The sequence below is a fragment of the Nocardioides pymetrozini genome (genome assembly GCF_046058985.1).
Taxonomy (GTDB): Bacteria; Actinomycetota; Actinomycetes; order Propionibacteriales; family Nocardioidaceae; genus Nocardioides.
Genome location: NZ_CP175556.1, coordinates 4258396 through 4279499 on the forward strand (window position 1 = coordinate 4258396; position 21104 = coordinate 4279499).

Genomic DNA, 21104 nt, shown 5'->3' on the forward strand with positions numbered 1-21104 from the left:
TGCGGGGGTGGGGTCCGCGGCGCCGGTGGCGGATTCACCACGGGATGTAGCCCAACCGTCACTTCCCCGGTGGAGTTCCGCACGGGAACCTCGGATTCGCCTACATCCCGTGGTGAATCCGCACCCCCCGCAGCGCGAGCATCCACCCCCCACCCCACCACCCGCGGCCAGCGGCTCATCCCCGGCGGCACCTTCGCCATGGGCGACCCCTTCGGCGACGGAGCGCCCGGCGACGGGGAGGGGCCGGTGCACGAGGTCACCCTCGCGCCGTACCTGGTCGACGAGACGGCGGTGACCAACGCGGCGTTCGCGCGCTTCGTGAAGGCGACCGGCTATGTCACCGAGGCCGAGCAGCTCGGCGTCTCCGCGGTCTTCCACCTCGCCGTCCGGGCCGGGCGCGCCGACGTGCTGCACCGCCTGGACACCACCCCGTGGTGGGTCGCGGTCAAGGGCGCCGACTGGCGGCACCCGGCCGGGCGGCTCTCGTCGATCGGCGACCTGCCGCACCACCCGGTCGTCCACGTCACGTGGAACGACGCCCAGGCCTACTGCCGTTGGGCCGGCAAGCGCCTGCTCACCGAGGCCGAGTGGGAGTACGCCGCCCGCGGCGGCCTCGCCGGACGACGGTTCCCGTGGGGCGACGAGCTGCACGACGGCGGCGCCTGGCGGCTCAACGTGTGGCAGGGGGAGTTCCCCGTCGCCAACACCCTCGACGACGGACACCTGACCACCGCACCGGTGAAGTCCTACCGGCCCAACGGCTACGGCCTGTTCCAGATGGTCGGCAACGTCTGGGAGTGGTGCGCCGACTGGTTCGACCCCGGCTACTACGCCGTCTCGCCGGCCGCGAACCCCCGCGGACCCGCGCGTGGCACCCATCGCGTCATGCGCGGCGGCTCGTACCTGTGCCACGACTCCTACTGCAACCGCTACCGCGTCGCTGCCCGCACCGGCAACACCCCCGACTCGGCCTCGGCCAACATCGGCTTCCGCTGCGCCGCCTCCCCCCAGTCCTAGCCCGCCGCCCTCCCGTCCGCCCCTCCCCCGACCCACCCAGGAGCACCCCATGACCGACCGCACCCACCTGCCCTTCCACCGCGAGCGGCCGCCCTTCGAGGCCGAGCTCGACGCCCGCGACCAGGTCGCCGAGCTGCCGCGGCGCGAGCGGCTGCACGCACCCGAGGGCGCGCCGAACGTGCTCGTCGTCCTGCTCGACGACATGGGCTTCGGTGCGCCGTCCGTGTTCGGCGGCCCCTGCCGCACGCCGGTGGCCGAGGAGCTGGCCGACGAGGGCCTGCGCTACTCCCGCTTCCACACCACGGCGCTGTGCTCGCCGACCCGCGCCGCCCTGATGACCGGGCGCAACCACCACGCGGTCGGGGTGGGCACCGTCATGGAGATCTCCACCGGTGCTCCCGGGTACGACGGCCAGCGGCCGCGCAGCGCCGGCACCCTCGCGCAGATCCTCAAGGGCAACGGCTACAGCACCGGCGCCTTCGGCAAGTGGCACCAGACACCGCCGTGGGAGCAGACCGCGGCGGGTCCGTTCGACCGGTGGCCGACCCACGAGGGCTTCGACCGCTTCTACGGCTTCCTCGGGGGCGAGGCCAGCCAGTTCGAGCCGACCCTCGTCGACGGCACCACCTTCGTCGACCCGCCGAGGACGGCGGCCGAGGGCTACCACCTCTCCGAGGACCTGGCCGACCGCGCGATCGCGTGGACCGGCGACGTGCGCCGGCACGCCCCGGACAAGCCGTGGTTCTGCTATCTCGCGTTCGGCGCGACCCACGCGCCCTTCCAGGTCCCGCCGGAGTGGCGCGACCGGTACCGCGGCGAGTTCGCCCACGGCTGGGACCGCCAGCGTGAGATCACGCTGGAGCGGCAGAAGCAGCTGGGCGTCGTCCCTCCCGACGCCGAGCTGGCTCCCTGGACGCCCGGCGTCCCGCACTGGGACGAGATCTCCGATCTCGAGCGGGAGACCGGGCAGCGCCTGATGGAGCTGTACGCCGCGTTCGCGGAGCACACCGACGCCCAGGTGGGGCGGGTGGTCGAGGCGCTCCGCGAGCGTGGCGAGCTCGAGAACACGATCGTGCTCTACATCCTCGGCGACAACGGCGCGTCCGCCGAGGGCGGCGATGCCGGCACCCTGAACGAGGGTCTGCACTTCAACGGCATCGAGGAGGACCCCGAGCGGATCGCGCGGTTCATCGCGGAGCGGCCCGGCGACCTCGGCGGCCCGGACACCTACGCCCACTACCCCGCGGGCTGGGCGGTCGCGATGGACACGCCGTACCAGTGGACCAAGCAGGTCGCCTCCCACTACGGCGGCACGCGCAACGGCCTGGTCGTGCACTGGCCGGCCGGCATCCGCTCCCGTGGCGAGGTGCGCCACCAGTGGCATCACGTGAACGACGTGCTGCCGACGCTGCTCGAGGTGGCCGGTGTGCCGGTGCCGGAGACCATCGACGGCGTGGAGCAGTCGCCCCTGGACGGGGTGTCCTTCGCGTACTCCTTCGACGCGCCCGACGCCCCGGAGCGGCACACGACCCAGTACTTCGAGATGTTCGGCAACCGCGGGATCTACCACGAGGGCTGGACCGCGGTCGCGGCGCACAAGGCGCCCTGGCACCCCCGCTTCGCGGAGACGCCGCGCTTCGAGGACGACCGCTGGGAGCTCTACGACACGACGACGGACTGGACCCAGGCACGCGACCTCGCCGCCACCGAGCCCGAGCGCCTCGCCGCGCTGCAGGAGCTCTTCCTCGCCGAGGCGCGGCGCAACCACGTGCTGCCCATGGACGACAAGCTGCGGTTCGCCCGCTCGGCCGGCAGCCGGCCGGCGCCGCCGACCGCGATCGTGCTCGGCCCGACCTCGGGACGGCTGCGCGACGACGCCGTGCCGATCGTGCGCAACGCCTCGCATCTGGTGCGCGCATCCTTCTCGGGCGGCCCCTCGACCCGCGGCGTGCTCGTGGCGCAGGGCGGCTACTTCGGCGGCTGGTCGCTCTACGTCAAGGACGGGACCCTCACCTGGGCCTACAGCTACGCGGCGGTCGAGTGGACCCACGTCCGCGCGTCCGGCGCCCTCACCGACGGCGACCACGTCGCCGAGCTCCGCTTCGCGTACGACGGCGGCGGGCTCGGCAAGGGCGCCGACATCACCCTCGTCCTCGACGGCGTGGAGGTCGGGCGGGGGCGGCTGGAGCGCTCGCTACCCGGGATGTTCTCGATGGACCAGACGCTCGACGTCGGGATCGACCGAGGCACCCCGGTGACCGACGACTACGGCACCCGCGACGGCTACCGGTTCACCGGCCGGATCGAGCAGGTGGAGATCGTCACCGGCGACGACGCGCTCACGCCGTCGGTCGAGCAGCAGGTGGAGGCGGCACTGGTGGCGCAGTAGCGCGCGGGCCCAGGACGGGGACGACGAACCGTTCGACCAGCCGGCGCTCCTCGGCCTCGTCGCCGCCCGGGACGGTGAGCAGGGAGACGATCACGCGGACCAGCCAGCGAGCGGACTCGGAGTCGGGCACCATGCCGAGCCCGAGCGCGGCGACGACCTCGGACCCCTGGGCGACGACCGCCGTACGCCCGGCATCGGGCTCCCGGAACCAGGCAGCGAGGGCCGGTGCGGCCCGCACGTGACGCAGTGCCGCCAGGACGGCATCGGCCACGCTCGCCGGCGCATCGGCGGCGACCAGACCACCGACGCGGATCGCCTCGCGCTGGACGAACGCCAACTGGAGGGCCGGCCGGTCGGGGAAGTAGCGGTAGAGCGTGGCCCGGGAGCAGCCGGCCGCCGTGGCGATCTCCCGCATCGCGACCGCGTCCACGCCGTGCTCGGCGTACAGCGCACCGGCGGCGTCGAGGATCCGCTCGACGGCGGGCGTGCGGCGGTCGACCCAGCTCATCGCGCCCCGCTCATCGCACGACCAGGGGGACCGAGAGCGGGCGGCGGACGTAGGGGCCGGGCGCCCAGGTGACGGCGTCCTCGTCGACGCTGAAGTGGGGGATCCGCGCGAGCAGCTCCTCGAGCGCGACGGTGATCTGCAGCCGCGCGGCGGCGGCGCCGAGGCAGTGGTGGTGGCCCTGGCCGAAGCTGAGCACCTGGCGCGGTCGGCGTCGTACGTCGAGCGCGTCGGCGTCGGGACCGTACGCGCGGGGGTCGCGGTTGCCGGCGGCGTACAGCAGCAGCACCTTGCGACCCGCCGGGATGGTCGTCCCGTGCAGCGCGACGTCACGCGTCGTCGTGCGCGCGAGACCCTGCACGGGTGAGGTGAGCCGGAGGATCTCCTCGACGGCGTCCGGCACGAGGTCGGGCGCGGCAGCGAGGAGGGCCCGCTGCTCGGAGTGCGCGGCGAGGAGCTGGACGGCGCCGCCGAGGGCGCCGGTGGAGGTGTCGTTGCCGCCGGCGACCATGGTGAAGACGAAGGCCAGGATCTCGAACAGGTCCGTGTCGGCGAGCACGAGCTGGGACACCGTGTCGTCGGCCGGCTCCGCACGACGCCGCTCGACGAGCTCGGTGAAGTAGCCCATCAGCTCGGTGGTCGCCGCCGCGGCGTCGGCGGCCGCGAGCTCACCGTCGCCGACGTTGGCGGCCACGATCGCACTGCTCCACTCGTCGAAGCGCGGCTGGTCCTCGGCGGGCACGCCGAGGTAGTGGCCGACGACCAGGCTGGGCAGCGGCTTGAACAGCTCGGCGACGACGTCGCCGCCGCCGGCCGACCGGAGCCCCTCGAGCCGCGCCGCGGCGAAGGCCCGGACGGCAGGCTCCAGGTCCCGCACCTGCCGCGGCGTGAACCCGCGCGCGACCATTCTGCGGAAGGTGGTGTGCGCCGGAGGGTCGGTCATCACGAACGGCGCGTTGTCGGCCAGCCCGATCCGCTCGAGCTCGTCGTACTCGACCGTCAGGCCGTGCGCGCTGGAGTACGTCGCGACGTCGACCGCCGCTGCCAGCACGTCGGAGTGCCGGGAGAGGACGTAGTAGTCGGCCTCGGGACGACCGGGAGGCACGACGTGGTGGACCGGCGCGTGCTCGCGCAGCCAGGCGTAGCCCGGCCAGGGGTTGCGCCAGGCGGCGCCGCCGCCCGGCCGGTAACCCTCAGACAGATCGGCTGACATGCCTCAATCGTGAGACATGCCAGCCACTGTGTCTAGTCAGACGACGATCGCGGCCGGCACCGAGGTGCCCGGCGCGCGACGCTCGGCGTCGGTCAGCCAGGCGAGCTGCTCGAGGCGCTCCAGGACCGAGTGCAGCAGGTCCGCGGTCGTGGGGTCGGCCGCGTCGACCTCGTCGTGGACCCGGCGCACGGTGCCGGCGACCGCGTAGAGGGAGGCCACGATCGCGTCGATCGCCTCGCCCGTCGCGACCTCGCCGCGCGGGAACGCGGGCAGGCTGGACTGCGCCGCGGTGCGGGCCGAGGTGCCGTCGGGGACGACGTAGAGCGCGCGCATCCGCTCGGCGACCGCGTCGGTGAACTCGCGGGCCGCGTCGACGATCTCGTCGAGCTGGAGGTGCAGGTCGCGGAAGTTGGCGCCGACGGCGTTCCAGTGCGCCTGCTTGCCCTGGAGGGCGAGGTCGTTGAGGTCGACCAGGACCTGCTGCAGGTGGCCGGCGAGCTGCTCGTCGGCACGGAAGGCGGGGTGCGCGACGTGCTGGGACGTGCGGTGCTGGGTCGCGGTGGTCGTCATGGAGGGTGCTCCCTTTCGCTCGGTTCGGCGGATCGGTCCGGCAGGACCACGACGTCCACTGTGCCAGCCTTTTTGGAGTCATTCCAGAAAAGGAAGCCTTGCCTATCTCACCTCGGTCTCTCACCGCACCCCTCCTCAGCGATGAGTCCGGCTGTCGGCGGCGGTCCCTAGTCTTCGAAGGACCCGGGGGCAGATGACGAGGAGATACAGGGACAGCGATGAGTGAACCCATGATCCGCGCGACCGGACTGGTCAAGCGCTACAAGGACGTCGAGGCCCTGGCCGGTCTCGACCTGGCCGTGCCGGAGGGCAAGGTCCTGGCTCTGCTGGGACCCAACGGTGCGGGCAAGACCACGGCGGTGCGCTGCCTGACCACGCTGCTCAAGCCCGACGGCGGCTCGGCGAGCGTGGCGGGCATCGACGTGCTGGCCGACCCCGCGGCGGCGAAGGCGAAGATCGGGCTTTCGGGCCAGTACGCCGCGGTGGACGAGCACCTGACGGCGTACGAGAACCTGGTGATGATCGGGCGGCTCTACCATCTCGGCCGGCAGCGGGCGCGCGAGCGCGCGCAGGAGCTGCTCGAGCGCTTCGACCTCACCGAGTTCGCCGGGCGCCCGACCAAGACCTACTCCGGCGGCCAGCGGCGCCGCCTCGACCTCGCGGGCGCGCTCGTCGCGGCGCCGCCGGTGATCGTGCTCGACGAGCCCACCACCGGGCTCGACCCGCGCAGCCGGCAGCTGATGTGGGACGTCATCCGCGAGCTGGTCGGCGAGGGCGCGACGCTGCTGCTGACCACCCAGTACCTCGAGGAGGCCGATGTCCTGGCCGACGACATCGTGGTGATCGACCACGGTCGCGAGATCGCGCACGGCACCGCCGACGAGCTGAAGGCCCAGACCGGCGGCCAGCGGATCGAGGTGGTGCTGACCAGCGCCGCCGACACCGAGGCCGCGGCCCGGGTCCTCAACGAGGTGGCCGTGGGCGAGGTCCAGGTCGCCGGCGGCGGCCGTGAGCTCGCCGCGGCGGTCGGGGACGAGGCGGCCGGCGACCTGCTGCGCGTGCTCCAGGCCTTCGAGCGCGACGCGGTGAAGGTCCTCGACGTCGGGCTGCGCCGCCCGACCCTCGACGACGTCTTCCTCACCCTGACCGGACACGAGAGCACGGAGGCAGCCCAGTGAGCACCATGAACCAGGCCCTCAACGACGGCTGGGTGGTCGCCCAGCGCAACCTGATCAAGATCGTCCGGGTGCCGGAGATCCTGGTCTTCGTCCTGCTCAGCCCGATCATGTTCGTGCTGCTCTTCGCCTACGTGTTCGGCGGCGCGATCGAGACGCCCGGCGTCAACTACCGCGAGTGGCTGATCGCCGGCATCTTCGGCCAGACCATCGTGTTCGGCGCGACGTTCACCGGCGCGGGCCTCGCGGAGGACATGCAGAAGGGCATCATCGACCGGTTCCGGTCGCTGCCCATGTCGAACTCCGCGGTGCTCGTCGGGCGGACCGCCTCCGACGTGGTCTACAACGTGCTCTCGCTGATCATCATGGCGCTGACCGGCCTGCTCGTCGGCTGGCGCATCCGTGAGGGCTTCCTCGACGCCCTCGCCGGGTTCGCGCTGCTGCTCGTGTTCGGCTACGCGATCAGCTGGGTGATGGCGTGGGTCGGGCTGATGGTGCCCAGCGTCGAGGTCATCAACAACGCCTCGTTCATGGTGATCATGCCGCTGACCTTCATCTCCAACGCGTTCGTGCCGACGGAGTCCTTCAACAAGGTGCTCAAGCCGGTGGTGGAGTGGAACCCGGTCTCGGCGGTGACCCAGGCCAGCCGGGACCTCTTCGGCAACACCGGGGTCGGCCCCGGCTCGGACGCCTGGTCGCTGCAGCACCCGGTGGCGTACACCCTCATCTGGGTGGTGGCCATCATCGCGGTGTTCGCGCCGCTGTCGGTGCGGCAGTACCGGCTGACGACCAGCAAGTAGCCCCCATCGTCCGAGCCCCGTCCCGGGCCCGGTCTCGTCGGACGAGGCCGGGCCTGGTGGGTCTGCGGCCGGGGCGGATTCACCACGGGATGTAGGCGAGTCCGCCGGGGCGGATTCACCACGGGATGTAGCCGAATCCGCACTCCCCCAGCGGAGTTCCGCTACAGAACCTCCGGTTCGCCTACATCCCGTGGTGAATCGGCGCGGACTCGCCTACATCCCGTGGTGAATCCGCCCCGCGAGACCAGCACACCCGCCCCGGCCGACCCCGAGCTCGGACTCAGGCAGGCTCGGCCACGGCACCGACACCGGTCAGCACCGGCAGCGCCTCGACGCCGTAGACGGCCGAGAGCTTGCGGAACTCCAGCTCGGAGATGTCGGCGGCCATGGTGAGATCGGGGAAGCGCTCGGCGAGCATCCGCAGGGCGGTGCGCAGCTCCATGCGGGCCAGCTCGGCGCCGACGCAGCGGTGCATCCCCCAGCCGAAGGCCAGGTGCCGCGTGGGGTCGCGGGTGGGGTCGAAGGTGTCGAGGTCCGGCGCGAGGCGGGGGTCGCGGTTGGCGGCGAGCAGGGAGACCCCGACGGCGTCGCCCTCCTTGATGAGCACCCCGCCGATCTCGACGTCCTGCTTGGCGAAGCGCAGGAAGGCGAGCTGGACGACGCACAGGTGGCGCAGCAGCTCCTCGACGACCTTGTTGACCTGCTCGCCGTCCTCCGAGCGCAGCATCTCGCCGGCCTTCGGGGTGGTGGCGATCAGGTAGGCGCCGAGGGCGAGCATGCTGGCGGACGTCTCGTAGCCGCCGAGGAAGACGCCGTCGGCGATGCCGCCGAGGGTGACGTCGTCGAGCTCGTCGCCGTGCTCCTTCAGCAGCGCGCCGATCAGGCCGTCGCCGGGGGCGGCCCGCTGCTCGCGGACGGCGTTGATGAGGAACTCGCGGGTGTGCGCGGCCGCGCCGAAAGCGCCGGCTCCGCCCTCGGTGAGGTCGAAGCGGGCGACGCCGAGCTCGAGGAAGCGGGCCCGGTCGTCGACCGGGAGGCCGAGCAGGTCGCAGATCACGTCGAACGGTACGGCGAAGGCGAACTCCTGCACCATGTCGACCGGGCTGCCGTCGCGTCCGGCGGCCTCCATCGCGTCGAGCCGCTGTCGCACGATCGCCTCGATGCCGGGCTGCAGCCGGGCGAGGCGCCGCATCGTGAACTCCGGGGTGAGATAGCGGCGCAGCTGGGTGTGCAGCGGCGGGTCGGTCATCCCGAGGCCGCCGATCTGCTCCTCGTCGGAGCGACCCTCCTGGGACACGAACTGGCCGAGGTCGTTGGACCACGACTCGGCGCCGCCGGCGAGGACCTCGCGCGCCTCGTCGTACCCGCTGACCAGCCACACCCCCTTGCCGAACAGGTCGGCCAGCTTCTTGACGGGCTCCTGGGCCTGCACCGCCGCCATCTCCGGCAGCGGGTCGAGCCCGTCGCGCTTGAGCGGCAGCGTGACGGAGTCGGGGAGGAAGCGGAGCTTGCGCAGGTCGATGCCGTTGCGCATCGTCCGGTTGAGGAGCCAGACGCCGACGCGCTGCTTCACCGGGCCGAGCACCGGGTCGAGCACGGGCCCGACGACGGAGCCGAGGAGGGGGATGCGCATGGGGGACATTCCACCAGATGAGAGGGCTTCGCGAATCCGGTGTGACCCGGATCGCGACCCTGAGCCAACCCCGAGGCGGTCCCGCTAGCCTGAGCAGGTGCCTCGGACGCAAGTGGACTGGGATTCCTGGAAGGCCGTGCTCTTCGACCTCGACGGGGTGGTGACGCCGACAGCCGTCGTGCACATGCACGCCTGGGACGCGATGTTCAACGCCTTCCTGACCAGCCGGTCGGCGGCGGACGGCGTCGCGTACCCGCCGTACACCGAGCAGGACTACTTCGCCTACGTCGACGGCAAGCCCCGGTACGACGGCGTGCGGTCGGTGCTGGAGTCGCGCGGCATCACCCTGCCGGAAGGATCGCCGGACGACCCCCCGACCGCGCAGACGGTGTGCGGTCTCGGCAACAGCAAGAACGACGCCTTCGAGGAGGTCCTGCGCGCCGAGGGCGTCGTGCCCTATCCCGGGTCGGTCGAGCTGATCCTCGCACTGCACCGCAGAGGCATCCCGATGGCGGTGGTGTCGTCGTCGCGCAACGCCCCCGCGGTCCTCGCCGCGGCCGACCTGAGCTCGTACTTCGCGCTCGTCGTCCACGGCGGCGTCGCCGAGGAGCGCGGCCTGCCCGGCAAGCCCGCCCCCGACACCTTCGCGTACGCCGCCCGCGAGCTCGGCGCGACCAACGCGGAGGCCGTCGTCCTGGAGGACGCGGTCAGCGGCGTCGCCGCCGGACGGGCGGGCGCCTTCGGCCTGGTCATCGGCGTCGACCGCGGCGCCGGCCCGGAGGCGCTGACGAGCGCCGGTGCCGACCTCGTGGTCGACGACCTCGCCGACGTCGTGCCGGCGGATCCGGACGGCTCCGCCCCGGCACAGGAGGGGACGCGATGAACGCGCCCGAGCAGGGGCCGTCCCACAAGGCGCCGCCGGTCGAGGACCCCCTGGACCGCACGCGCTTCCCGATCGACGAGTGGCGCCTGGTCGAGACCCGCTTCGACGGCAGCGACCTCGGCACGACCGAGTCGCTGTTCACCGTCGGCAACGGCTATCTCGGCCTGCGCGGCAACTACTCCGAGAGCCGCGACGCGCATCTGGACGGCACGTTCATCAACGGCTTCCACGAGATCTGGCCGATCTCCCACGCCGAGGAGGCCTACGGCTTCGCCCGGATCGGGCAGACGATCGTCAACGTGCCGGACCCGAAGGTGATCCGGCTCTACGTCGACGACGAGCCGCTGCAGGTCTCGGTCGCCGACCTGCAGGAGTACGAGCGGGCGCTGGACTTCCGCACCGGCGTGCTCACCCGGGACCTGCTCTGGCGCACCCCCGGCGGCAAGCGGGTACGGATCCGCAGCACCCGCATGGTCCCGCTGGAGCAGCGCCATCTGGCGGTGCTCACCTTCGAGGTCACCCTGCTCGACCAGCGCGCGTCGCTGGCCATCTCCTCCCAGCTGGTCAACCGGCAGGACGCCGACACGGACTCGCCCAAGCACGAGGCGGGGATCGGTGGCGGCGGGACGGACCCCCGCAAGGCGGAGAGCTTCGACCACCGGGTGCTCGACCCGCAGCTGCACGGCGCGGATCCGGAGACCGGGCGGATCAAGCTGGGCTACTGCACCCACGAGAGCAAGATGACGCTCGGCGTCGTCGCCGACCACGTCCTGGAGACCGAGGCGGCGTACTCGATGGCCGTCCACTCCGAGGACGACCTCGCCAAGGTGATCTACCGGATCGCGGCGGAGCCCGGCCAGACCGTGCGGCTCACCAAGCTCGTCTCCTTCCACACCGCCACCACGGTGCCGCCGCGCGAGCTGATCGACCGCTGCGAGCGCACCCTGGACCGCACCCGCGAGGAGGGCGTCGAGCACCAGTTCGCCGCGCAGGAGGCGTGGCTGAAGGGCTTCTGGGAGCGCGCGGACGTGGAGGTCCCCGGCCATCCCGGCATCCAGCAGGCGATCCGCTGGAACCTCTTCTCCATCCTCCAGGCCTCGGCGCGGGCGGAGGGCCAGGGCATCGCGGCGAAGGGGGTCAGCGGCTCCGGCTACGGCGGCCACTACTTCTGGGACACCGAGATCTACGCGATGCCGTTCCTGACGTACACGATGCCGTGGGCGGCCCGCAACGCGCTGCGCTTCCGCTACAGCCTGCTCGACAACGCCCGCTCACGGGCCCGCGAGCTGTCCCAGAAGGGCGCCCTGTTCCCCTGGCGCACGATCAACGGCCACGAGGCGTCGGCGTACTATGCCGCCGGCACGGCGCAGTACCACATCGACGCCGACATCGCGTACGCGCTGAGCCAGTACGTCGGCGCGACCGGCGACGAGGAGTTCCTCGCCCGCGAGGCGGTCGACATCTTCGTCGAGACCGCGCGGCTGTGGGCTGACATCGGCTTCTGGCGGGACGAGTCGCGCCGGACCTTCCACATCCACGGCGTCACCGGGCCGGACGAGTACACGACGGTCGTGAACGACAACCTGTACACGAACGTGCTCGCCCGCTTCAACCTGCGCCGAGCGGCGCGCGCGGTCTGGGAGCTCGAGCGCGACGACCCCGAGGCGTACGCCGCGCTGGTGCGTCGTACCGGGCTGACCGCGGACGAGCCCGAGGAGTGGGCCGAGTGCGCCGCCGGCATGTACATCCCGTACGACGAGTTCCTCGGCATCCACCCGCAGGACCGGCACTTCCTCGAGCGGGAGATGTGGGACCTGGAGAACACGCCGCTGGAGAAGCGGCCGCTGCTGCTCAACTACCACCCGCTGGTGATCTACCGCTTCCAGGTGCTCAAGCAGGCCGACGTGGTGCTCGCCCTCTTCCTGCAGGGAGAGGAGTTCACCGCCGAGCAGAAGAAGGCCGACTTCGACTACTACGACCCGATCACCACCGGCGACTCCACGCTGTCGGCGGTCATGCAGTCGGTGATGGCCGCCGAGGTGGGCTACCACGAGCTGGCGCTGCGCTACTTCATGGCCGCCCTCTTCGTCGACCTCGCCGACCGGCACCACAACACCTCCGAGGGCGTGCACGTCGCGTCCACCGGCGGCGTGTGGAGCGCCCTGGTCTCCGGCTTCGGCGGCTTCCGCGACATCGGCTCGGCGGCCGGCGACCAGCAGTGGCAGATCGACCCGCGCCTCCCGGACGACTGGTCCTCGCTGACCTACCGGATCACCCTCAAGGGGACCCGGGTCCGGGTCACCGTGCGGCCCGAGGAGCTGGAGCTGTACGTCGAGAGCGGCACCGGGCCGGTCACCTTCTCCGTGCGCGGCGCCCTGGTGAAGGTCGGCCCCGGCGATCCCGTCGTCATCCCTCTCGAGCACCAGGGCCCGCGGCTGGCCGGCGAGCCGCCGTACCCCGCCGGCATCCAGCGTGCCGACGGGACGGTGATCTCGGCGATCGTGCCGAGCGGGGACTGAGGAGGCTGCGGCCCATCTCACACCGCCACCCGCGAGATCCGTCCCCCGACCGCCGCGCGGAGCGCGTTCACTGGACCGGTGAGCCCGACCGCCGCCATCCAGACCCCCGAGCCGAGGACCGTGTCCACGTCGCGCCGGTGGGCGATGCTGGCCGCGGGGACGGGGGCGCAGGCGGCGACGTCGGCCATGGTCACGGCGCCGAGCTTCCTGATCCCGGAGCTGCACCGGCCGGTCGCCGAGGGCGGCTACGGCATGAGCCTGGCCGAGGCCGGCCTGGTGGCGTCCGCGTCGATGGCCGGGATGATGTGCACCCTGGTGCTCTGGGGGCTGGTGGTGGACCGCCGTGGCGAGCGGTTCGCGCTGCTGGCCGGGCTGCTGGTGACCGCGGCCGGAGGCGCGGTGGCCGCCGCGCTGGCCGAGCCATGGCCGATGGCGGCCGCGCTGTGCCTGGCGGGCGTGGGCGCCGCGGCGACGAACTCCGCATCCGGGCGGGTGGTGGTCGGCTGGTTCCCGCCGGAGCGGCGCGGCGTAGCGATGGGGATCCGGCAGACCGGACAGCCGCTCGGCGTGGGGATCGCCGCCGCCACGGTCGCGGTCATCGCCCACCACCACGGCATCGGGCCGGCCCTGTGGGTGCCGACCGGGGCGGCGCTGGCCGTCGCGGCGTACGTCGCCGTCATCGTGCTCGACCCGCCCCGTCCGCCCCGGAGCGCCGGCACACACGCGGCCAACCCCTATCGCGCCGACTGGTATCTCGCGCGGATCCACGCCGCCTCGGTCCTGCTGGTCGTGCCGCAGTTCCTGGTGTGGACCTTCGGTCTGACCTGGCTGGTCGACGACCTCGGCTGGTCCCCGGGCGTCGCCGGCCTGGTCGTCGCCGGCACCCAGGTGGCGGGCGCGGCCGCGCGCATCGGCGCGGGCTGGGCCTCCGACCTCGTCGGCAGCCGGATGCGGCCGATGCGTGCCGTCGCGCTCGTCGCGGCCGCCACGATGGCCCTGCTCGGCCTCGCCGCCAGCGGCACCGACGGCTCGACCGCGGTGACGGCGCTCGCCGTGGTGCTGCTCGTCGTTGCCTCGGCGGTCACCGTCGCGGACAACGGGCTGGCGTTCACCGCGGTCGCGGAGCGCGCCGGCCCCTTCTGGTCGGGGCGCGCGCTCGGCCTGCAGAACACGGCACAGCACCTGGCGGCCGTGGCCGTGCCGCCCGTGGCCGGCCTGACCATCACCGCGTGGGGCTATGGCGCCGCCTACGCTCTCGCGGCCGCGCTTCCGCTGCTGGCGGTCGCGGTGGTGCCGGTGGCGGGCGAGCGCACCGTGAGCTGAGCCGTCAGCCGCGTCTCAGCGCAGCGCCGTCAGGTCGTAGTCGACGACCACCGGGGCGTGGTCGCTCATCCGTACGCCGAGGTGGTGGCGGTCGACGACCGCGCTTCGCGCGGCGCGGGCCAGCCGCGGGGTCGCGAGGTGGTAGTCGATGCGCCAGCCGCGGTCCTCGTCGTACGCCCGGCCGAGCCAGCTCCACCAGGAGTACGGCCCCTCGACGTCGGGGTGCACGTGGCGCACCACGTCGACCAGCGTGCGCGGCGTGAGCTGCGCACCCAGCCAGGCCCGCTCCTCGGGGAGGAAGCCCTCCGTCTGGTTGCTGCGCTTGTAGGAGGCGACGTCGATGCGCTGGTGGGCGATGTTGAGGTCGCCGGTCAGCAGGAACTCGCGTCCGGCCGCGACCGCGGCCTTGCGCGAGGCGGCGAGATGGCGGGCGAAGCCGGCCATGAAGGACATCTTGCGCTGGTACTTCGCGCCGCCGTCGGGCGCCTCCCGCATCCGCCGCGGGTCCTGCAGGTGGGCGGGGAGGCCGCCCTTGGGGAGGTACAGGCTCGCGACGGTGAGCGGTACGTCGGCGAGGTCGACCTCGATGTAGCGACCCTCGACGGCGTGGCGGCGCAGCGCGCGGTGCAGCGGTCGCTCGGGGTCGGGCACGGCCCACGTGCGCACGGCCGCTGCCGGGACGCGGGTGAGGACCGCGACCCCGTTGCGACCGGGGATCTCGCCGGCGTCGTAGGCCACCTCGTAGTCTCCGAAGGCGTCGTCGGGAAGCGCCGACGTCGGGCACCGGACCTCCTGCAGGGTCACCACGTCGCAGCCCCGGGTCGCCAGCCAGTCGCCGAAGCCGCGCCGGTGCGCGGCGCGGATGCCGTTGATGTTGACGGTGGCGACTCTCAGCACCCGCGGGAGGCTAGCGGGCGCGCCAGCGCGCGAGGATCTCGGCCTCCCGCTCGGTGGTGATCCCCGTGATCCGCGCCGCAGGGTCGGCGTCCAGCCAGACCCGGGTGTCCCGGGTGGTGTCGGCGAGCGGGCGCGGGGCGAGCCCGGCGGCGAGAGCGGGCGCGGCGTCGTGGGCGAGCATGCCGTCGTACGCCGGCCGGGGCAGCCAGACGGGAATGCTGTCCGGTCCCGACCAGGGCTCCACGCCCTCGGCCTCCAGGAACTCCTGGTCGACCCAGACCAGGCGCGCGTCGGGCAAGCAGGCGGCGAGCAGCTCGCCCATCCCCAGCGCCGGTCCGACGCCGTCGTACGTGCCGCCGGTGCGCTCCTCGGCGAGGGTCACCAGCCAGTGGGCCAGGTCGCGCACGTCGACGACCTGCACGAGGTCCTCGGGCCGCCCGGGCGCGAGGACCTCACCCGTGGCGGCGGAGCGGCGCGCCCAGTAGGCGAAGCGGCCGCTCGGGTCGCCGGGTCCGACGATCAGTCCGGGGCGCACGACGGCGGCGCCCGGCACGGCGTCGAGGACGAGCTGCTCGCACGCGACCTTCATGCCGCCGTAGTTCTCGACGCTGGCCATCGGGTCGAGGTCGTCGGGGATGGGCTCCTTGAGCCGGCCCGCGCCGGGACCGGCCGGGTCCGCGTCGTCGGCGTAGACCGAGATGGTGGAGACGAACACCCAGTGCGCCTCCGGGACCGCGGCCAAGGCGCGCCGGACGTGCGAGGGGACGCGTGACACGTCGACCACGGCGTCGTACGGCCCGAGGTCGGCGAGCTCCGCCGGCGCGTACTGGTCCCGGTCCCAGCGCACCGTGGCGACCCCCGGCGGCGGGGACCCGGAGCGCCCGCGGTTCGCGCACACCACGTCGTGGCCGCGCCGCGCGGCCTCGGCCGCCACCGCGCGCGAGAGGAACTGGGTGCCGCCGAGGACCAGGATCCGCATCCCGCCAGCATGCCCGACGGTCCCGACAGGGCCGCTCGTTGACAGGGCGTGGGCGCGAACCTAGGTTCGACCCACCCACTCGGGACGGGAGACTCGGATGAGGAGACGCGCGCTCGCGCTGGCCACGGTGGCCCTGACCATGTTGGCGGCCTGCGGCGGGAACGGTGACGCGCGCGAGGCCGCACCCGGCCCCTCCACGCGAGCCCTGCCCACCGGCTCCCTGTCGGAGCTCGTCGGCGTCCTCGGACCGCACGACGACTACCGCCCGGCCGCGTCGCCGCGAGCCCTGCTGAAGCGGCAGGACGTCGCCGTCGAGGGCACGATCGCTTCCGTCGAGAACGGGCGTACCCAGATGGCGGACTTCGGCGCCGGCGTGCAGACGGTCGTGTTCGGCGTCGCCGTCACCGAGGAGTTCAAGGCAGACCCTCAGCGCGCCGGCGAGCATCTCTACTTCGAGATGATCCGCCCCGAGAACGTCGATGCGAGCGTCTACCGCGACAGCATCGGGATCGGCACGCAGGTCATCTTCCTCGGCTACCGGTCCCGCGCCGTCGAGCCGGTCCGCGACGAGTACGCCGGGCGAGAGGCCGGGGCCAGCGTCTACCAGGCGAGTCCGCAGGGCCTCTTCGTCCTGGAGCCGGTGGACGACACCGCCACGGGGACCCCGGACGGCGCGTCCGACCAGGTCGGGCGACGAGTTGCGGGCGGGGTCACGGTCGACCCGGTCCTCGAGGAGGTCGAGGCGCTGCCCGAGGCATGGCAGGACCTGTCCGCCACGGAGATCCGGTCCGACCTCCGGGCCCTGGGATGAGCCTCGCCCCGGCCGCACGCGTCCTGGGACTCGTGCTCTGCGCCACCGGCGTCGCGGGCTGCAGCGGCCAGGGGGACGCCGAGGGCGACTGCTCGCAGGAGCTGGTCTTCCGAGAGGAGACCTATCTCGGCTACGGCTCCGCCGACGGCGAGACGGCTGACGCCGACCTGGGTGCCGGAGAGCTGGGCGGCTGCCCCGACGGGGAGGGATCCGCGACCGGCGGCGAGGACGCCGTACCGGTGCGCGTCCACAGCATCCACGGGCACGCGCCGGAGGACGTCGTGGGGGTCGAGGTCGAGGGACGTCTCGACCTCTATCTGCGCGAGGGGATGAGCACTGAGGACATCGACCGGCTGATCGAGGAGCTGACATGACCACAGCACGAGGGCGCGGAGCCGCGGCGGTGGCCGCACGGCGCTGGCTGGCGATGGCTACCGTGGCGACGGTCCTCGCCGTCGCCGCCCCCGCCGCCGCCGACCCGTGGGGCGACACCGAGGACAACCAGGTCTCGGGCGTCGGCTCCCACCCCGACGGCAGCACGCACAGCTGGTGCCTTCTCGCCATCCCGGCGAGCACGAGCGACAACCGGTACAACGCGATCCGCCACGCCATGACCCAGGCCGTCGGCGCCCAGACCCAGGCCGTCAACGAGTTCAAGGCCCCCTGCGACGCGTCGGGCGAGTACCGCACCGACACGGCGTGGCGTGACGACTATCTCGGCGGCGGGACGCGCGGGCGGGCGACCTGCATCCACTGGTCCGACTCGGGCGCCCACTGCGACCAGAGCCTGGTGCAGATCGACGCGCTGGAGATCGCCAAGGGGTCCAGCGACTACAACGACATGCAGAAGACCGCCTGCCACGAGGCGGGTCACACCGTCGGCCTGACCCACCACGCCGACCGGATCAGCACCTGGGGGTGCATGATCAACGGCGAGATCCCGAGCACGTCCTCCACCTGGCGCTACTACGGGCAGCACCACAAGGACCACATCAACGCCTGGTTCTAGGTGTGCCGCGCCGGCTCCCTCAGAGAAACTGGGCCGGGTCGAACTCGTCGATCGGGATGATCCGGACCCGCGGCAGCCGCTCGTTGAAGGCGTTGACGTCGTACTCGAGGTCGAAGAACTCCAGCCCGCGCGTGGTCAGCTCGGCGAAGGCGCTGTTGCGGAACTCGGTGAACCCGAGCAGGCCGACGCGGCGCCCGTCCAGGACGTTCTCGATCTGGTCGACGAAGTCACCGTCGTTGCTGACCAGCACGACATCGGCCTCGCGGCTCTTGAGCTCCTCCAGCGTGCGCTGGATGGCGATGTCGACGACCTTCTGGTTCGCGCCGCCCGAGAGCGGGATCGGCCGGTAGCCGATCGCCAGCAGTGCCTGCACGAAGGACATCGGGAGCTCGCTGTTGGCGGCGAGGAAGAAGAGCCCGTTGGCGGGCTGCCCCCACTGCCGCTCCACGAACTGCAGCAGGCGCTCCCAGCGCGGGCGCTCCTCGGGCCGGGGTCGGCGGCCGAGGATCGAGGTGCCCAGCGTGGCGTCGATGTTCTCGCCGTCCACCAGGACGTAGCTGGTCCGCGCGGTCTCCATGGGAGGAGGCTACGGCGTCGCGGTCAGCCGCGGGCGACGGAGCGGAACGCCGTCCAGTCGCCGACGTTGCGGTAGAACCCCGCGACGGCCTTGAAGCGGTAGCGGTCGGCGGTGCTCGCCAGGCAGGCCTGCGGCACCACGATCTTGACCCGGTCGCGGTCGAAGCGCCACCTCCCGCGGATCCCCTCGCAGGCGATGGGCGTCCCGCCGAACTCCTGGTCGGTCGGCAGCCACAGCTGGGTGAGCGGTACGTCGCCGGGCCGGTGCCGGCTGTAGGCGATGAAGCCCGCGTCGCTGCCCGGGTCGGTGCCGATGAACACCTTGGTGCGCGAGCGCTGGTGCTCGACGAGGTCGCGGAAGGTGATCTTCAGGACCACACGGTCGAGGCGGTTGTCGATCCGCACGGTCAGGATGTCCATCCGCGCGGGCAGGGACGCCTCGGCGCCGTCGTCGATCACCTTCACCGCGGCCCCGGCCGGCGCCGGCACGGCCAGCGGAGCGAGGACGCCCAGCAGCAGGGCCGGGAGCAGGCCGCGGAGCACGGTGAGGAGGATCGCCCGAGAGTTCGTCGACAGCGCGCGCATGGATCGACGATACGTCGTCCCGGCCGTGGTTGGGTGTCCCCATGAGGACCCGGCTCGCCGCGTCGGCCTGCGCGGCGCTGCTCCTGCTCACGGCGTGCGGGGGCGCTGCGCCGACGTCCGGCGTACGGCCGACCACCCCGGCGGCCTCGCCCAGCGCGGACGCCGTCCCGACGAGCGCGCCGACGACCGCGACCCCGCCGCCCGCACCTGCCGTCGCCGAGGGCATCGACGCCTCCCACCACCAGGGCCCGATCGACTGGGACCGCGTGGCCGCCGCCGGGATCCGGTTCGCCTATCTCAAGGCCAGCGAGGGCACCGGCTTCGTGGACCCGCGCTTCGCCGCGCATCGCGCCGGCGCCGCCCGGGCGGGCCTGGCGGTCGCCGGCTACCACTACTTCCAGCTGTGCAGCGACGGCCGGGCACAGGCCGAGCACTTCCTGACCGTGCTGGGCGGTCGCGCCGACCCGGACCTGCCGCCCGCCGTGGACCTCGAGCTCGCCGGCAGCTGCACCTCGCCGCCGCCCGCCGACGAGCTGCTCGCCGAGGTCCGCGCGTTCCTCGCCACGGTCGACGAGCGCCTCGGCACGACCACGCTCGTCTACCTCTACCCCGCGTTCGAGGACCGCTTCCGCTTCGCCGACGACCTGGCCGACCATCCGCAGTGGGTCCGCCGGCTCGGCCGGCGCCCCCCGGCCCGGGAATGGGCGGTGTGGCAGTACGACGACCGCGGCTCCGTACCGGGCGTCCGGGGCGGCGTCGACCGCAACCGGGGAACAATCCCGGTCGGGAGGCGTTGAGAAGACATGTCCACCATCGACCTCACCGCCGGCAACTTCGAGCAGACGGTGCTCGACAACGAGATCGTGTTCGTCGACTTCTGGGCGTCGTGGTGCGGCCCGTGCCGCAACTTCGCCCCGATCTACGAGGCGGCCGCCGAGGAGCACGGCGACCTGGTCTTCGGCTCGGTCAACACCGAGGAGGAGCAGCAGCTCGCCGCGGCCGCGCGGGTCACCTCGATCCCGACCCTGATGGCCTTCAAGGGCGGCGCGTTGGTCTTCTCCCAGGCCGGCGCTCTCCCGGCGCCCGCGCTGGAGCAGGTCATCGCCGCCGTCCGCGACTTCGACGTGGACGCCGCGAAGGCCGCCGAGCAGTGAGCGGGCCCGGGACCGCGCTGGAGTTCGGTCTCGACACCTTCGGCGACGTGACCGCGGACCCGGACACGGGCCGGCCGCTCACCCATCCGCAGGTCATCCGCAACCTCGTCGAGCAGGCGGTCCTGGCGGACCACGTCGGGGTCGACGTGTTCGGCGTCGGCGAGCACCACCGCGACGACTTCGCCGTCACCAGCCCCGAGATGGTGCTGGCCGCGGTCGCGGCCCGGACCGAGCGGATCCGGCTCGGCACGGCGGTGACCGTGCTCAGCTCCGACGACCCGGTCCGGCTCTACGAGCGCTTCGCGACGCTCGACGCGCTCTCGCACGGGCGCGCCGAGATCACCCTCGGCCGCGGCTCGTTCACCGAGTCGTTCCCGCTGTTCGGCTACGACCTCGCCGACTACGACCGGCTGTTCAGCGAGAAGCTGGACCTGTGGACCGAGCTCCAGGGCGAGGAGCCGGTCACCTGGGACCGGGGCACGCTGCGCGCGCCCTTGCGCGACGCCCGTGCCTACCCGTCGACCGAGCGCGGCTCGATCCCGACCTGGATCGGGGTGGGCGGCTCGCCGGAGTCGGTCGTGCGGGCCGCCCGCTACGGCTATCCCCTGGCGATCGCGATCATCGGCGGCGAGCCGGCCCGGTTCGCGCCCTTCACCGACCTCTACCGGCGCGCGCTGGCGCAGTTCGAGCAGCCCGCGCTCCCCATCGCCGTCCACTCACCGGGCTTCGTCGCCGACACCGACGAGGAGGCGCGCGAGGGGCTCTTCCCGCACTTCCAGGAGAGCCGCAACCGGATCGGCGCCGAGCGCGGCTGGGGACCCGCCACCCGCGCCCAGTACGACGCCGAGGTGGACCACGGCGCCCTGTTCGTCGGCTCCCCCGAGACCGTCGCCCGCAAGATCGCGGCCGCCGTGCGCGATCTCGGCATCCAGCGCTTCGACCTGAAGTACAGCAACGGCACGATGCCCCACGCGCAGCTGCTCCGCAGCATCGAGCTCTACGGCACCGAGGTGGTCCCGCGAGTGCGTGCGCTGCTGGCGCAGGACCCGGTCACCGCCTGACGCGC

General features: G+C 72.9%; 21 protein-coding genes. 13 read left to right on the forward strand and 8 right to left on the reverse strand.

Annotated features, from left to right (window positions below; all coding sequences use genetic code 11):
- The first annotated feature begins 69 nt into the window (after positions 1-69).
- Complete coding sequence (locus ACJ5H2_RS20775) at positions 70-1017, forward strand: formylglycine-generating enzyme family protein (protein ID WP_408897341.1); 948 nt, start codon at positions 70-72, stop codon at positions 1015-1017.
- Positions 1018-1066: 49 nt separating this feature from the next.
- Positions 1067-3406 carry an arylsulfatase gene (locus tag ACJ5H2_RS20780; protein ID WP_408897342.1) on the forward strand — a complete coding sequence of 780 codons (2340 nt, stop codon included), beginning with the start codon at positions 1067-1069 and terminating at the stop codon, positions 3404-3406.
- Here the strand turns inward: ACJ5H2_RS20780 and ACJ5H2_RS20785 are convergent.
- The 3 genes from ACJ5H2_RS20785 to ACJ5H2_RS20795 are packed head-to-tail and all read right to left on the reverse strand — an operon-like array spanning position 3357 to position 5694.
- Complete coding sequence (locus ACJ5H2_RS20785; RefSeq protein WP_408897343.1) at positions 3357-3914, reverse strand: TetR/AcrR family transcriptional regulator; 558 nt, start codon at positions 3912-3914, stop codon at positions 3357-3359. The two genes, ACJ5H2_RS20780 and ACJ5H2_RS20785, sit on opposite strands and share 50 nt — an antisense overlap.
- Before the next feature lie 10 nt (positions 3915-3924).
- On the reverse strand, positions 3925-5124 hold the full coding sequence (locus tag ACJ5H2_RS20790) for a cytochrome P450 (protein WP_408897344.1): 1200 nt from the start codon (positions 5122-5124) through the stop codon (positions 3925-3927).
- A 36-nt stretch (positions 5125-5160) separates the two neighbouring features.
- Positions 5161-5694, reverse strand: coding sequence for a Dps family protein (locus ACJ5H2_RS20795; protein ID WP_408897345.1), 534 nt, complete (start codon positions 5692-5694; stop codon positions 5161-5163).
- A gap of 218 nt (positions 5695-5912) precedes the next feature.
- Between ACJ5H2_RS20795 and ACJ5H2_RS20800 the strand changes: the two genes are divergently transcribed.
- Both ACJ5H2_RS20800 and ACJ5H2_RS20805 read left to right on the forward strand, forming a co-directional pair.
- Positions 5913-6872 (forward strand): ATP-binding cassette domain-containing protein, encoded by a 960-nt coding sequence (locus tag ACJ5H2_RS20800; protein WP_408897346.1) that lies wholly within the window; start codon positions 5913-5915, stop codon positions 6870-6872.
- A gap of 5 nt (positions 6873-6877) precedes the next feature.
- The gene (locus ACJ5H2_RS20805) at positions 6878-7669 is read left to right on the forward strand and encodes an ABC transporter permease (protein WP_408899658.1); all 792 of its coding nucleotides are present in this window, start codon (positions 6878-6880) and stop codon (positions 7667-7669) included.
- Positions 7670-7949: 280 nt separating this feature from the next.
- Here ACJ5H2_RS20805 and ACJ5H2_RS20810 read toward each other — a convergent pair whose 3' ends face one another.
- Positions 7950-9302 carry a cytochrome P450 gene (locus tag ACJ5H2_RS20810; RefSeq protein ID WP_408897347.1) on the reverse strand — a complete coding sequence of 451 codons (1353 nt, stop codon included), beginning with the start codon at positions 9300-9302 and terminating at the stop codon, positions 7950-7952.
- 97 nt (positions 9303-9399) lie between these two features.
- On the opposite strand from ACJ5H2_RS20810, the gene ACJ5H2_RS20815 reads away from it, so the two are divergent.
- From ACJ5H2_RS20815 to ACJ5H2_RS20825, 3 genes are all read left to right on the forward strand, one after another.
- Complete coding sequence (locus ACJ5H2_RS20815) at positions 9400-10185, forward strand: HAD family hydrolase (RefSeq protein ID WP_408897348.1); 786 nt, start codon at positions 9400-9402, stop codon at positions 10183-10185.
- A complete protein-coding gene (locus ACJ5H2_RS20820; RefSeq protein WP_408897349.1) occupies positions 10182-12704 on the forward strand; it encodes a glycoside hydrolase family 65 protein in 2523 nt (840 codons plus the stop codon). Before ACJ5H2_RS20815 ends, ACJ5H2_RS20820 begins: the two co-directional genes overlap by 4 nt.
- 78 nt (positions 12705-12782) lie before the next feature.
- Complete coding sequence (locus ACJ5H2_RS20825; protein ID WP_408897350.1) at positions 12783-14027, forward strand: MFS transporter; 1245 nt, start codon at positions 12783-12785, stop codon at positions 14025-14027.
- Positions 14028-14042: 15 nt separating this feature from the next.
- On the opposite strand, the gene ACJ5H2_RS20830 is transcribed toward ACJ5H2_RS20825, so the two are convergent.
- Together ACJ5H2_RS20830 and ACJ5H2_RS20835 are read right to left on the reverse strand one after the other, a co-directional pair.
- The gene (locus ACJ5H2_RS20830; protein WP_408899659.1) at positions 14043-14921 is read right to left on the reverse strand and encodes an exodeoxyribonuclease III; all 879 of its coding nucleotides are present in this window, start codon (positions 14919-14921) and stop codon (positions 14043-14045) included.
- A gap of 13 nt (positions 14922-14934) precedes the next feature.
- Positions 14935-15903: an NAD-dependent epimerase/dehydratase family protein gene (locus tag ACJ5H2_RS20835; protein WP_408897351.1), complete on the reverse strand. Its 969-nt coding sequence runs from the start codon at positions 15901-15903 to the stop codon at positions 14935-14937.
- Positions 15904-16000: 97 nt separating this feature from the next.
- On the opposite strand from ACJ5H2_RS20835, the gene ACJ5H2_RS20840 reads away from it, so the two are divergent.
- From ACJ5H2_RS20840 to ACJ5H2_RS20850, 3 genes are read left to right on the forward strand one after another with little or no spacing between them, the layout of a single operon-like run.
- On the forward strand, positions 16001-16714 hold the full coding sequence (locus tag ACJ5H2_RS20840; RefSeq protein WP_408897352.1) for a hypothetical protein: 714 nt from the start codon (positions 16001-16003) through the stop codon (positions 16712-16714).
- Entirely contained in the window at positions 16711-17088 is a 378-nt protein-coding gene (locus ACJ5H2_RS20845; protein ID WP_408897353.1) for a DUF6281 family protein, read from the forward strand. Before ACJ5H2_RS20840 ends, ACJ5H2_RS20845 begins: the two co-directional genes overlap by 4 nt.
- A complete protein-coding gene (locus ACJ5H2_RS20850) occupies positions 17085-17723 on the forward strand; it encodes a hypothetical protein (protein ID WP_408897354.1) in 639 nt (212 codons plus the stop codon). The genes ACJ5H2_RS20845 and ACJ5H2_RS20850 overlap by 4 nt, the downstream gene beginning before the upstream one ends.
- Before the next feature lie 19 nt (positions 17724-17742).
- Here the strand turns inward: ACJ5H2_RS20850 and ACJ5H2_RS20855 are convergent, their stop codons facing one another.
- Positions 17743-18300: an NYN domain-containing protein gene (locus tag ACJ5H2_RS20855; protein WP_408897355.1), complete on the reverse strand. Its 558-nt coding sequence runs from the start codon at positions 18298-18300 to the stop codon at positions 17743-17745.
- A gap of 23 nt (positions 18301-18323) precedes the next feature.
- Entirely contained in the window at positions 18324-18884 is a 561-nt protein-coding gene (locus tag ACJ5H2_RS20860) for a hypothetical protein (protein ID WP_408897356.1), read from the reverse strand.
- A 41-nt stretch (positions 18885-18925) separates the two neighbouring features.
- Here ACJ5H2_RS20860 and ACJ5H2_RS20865 point away from each other — a divergent pair, with 41 nt between their 5' ends.
- The 3 genes from ACJ5H2_RS20865 to ACJ5H2_RS20875 are packed head-to-tail and all read left to right on the forward strand — an operon-like array spanning position 18926 to position 21099.
- Positions 18926-19681 carry a glycoside hydrolase family 25 protein gene (locus ACJ5H2_RS20865; protein ID WP_408897357.1) on the forward strand — a complete coding sequence of 252 codons (756 nt, stop codon included), beginning with the start codon at positions 18926-18928 and terminating at the stop codon, positions 19679-19681.
- Between the two features lie 6 nt (positions 19682-19687).
- Positions 19688-20038: a thioredoxin gene (trxA, locus tag ACJ5H2_RS20870; protein ID WP_408897358.1), complete on the forward strand. Its 351-nt coding sequence runs from the start codon at positions 19688-19690 to the stop codon at positions 20036-20038.
- Positions 20035-21099: an LLM class flavin-dependent oxidoreductase gene (locus tag ACJ5H2_RS20875; RefSeq protein ID WP_408897359.1), complete on the forward strand. Its 1065-nt coding sequence runs from the start codon at positions 20035-20037 to the stop codon at positions 21097-21099. The genes trxA and ACJ5H2_RS20875 overlap by 4 nt, the downstream gene beginning before the upstream one ends.
- Positions 21100-21104 lie beyond the last annotated feature (5 nt).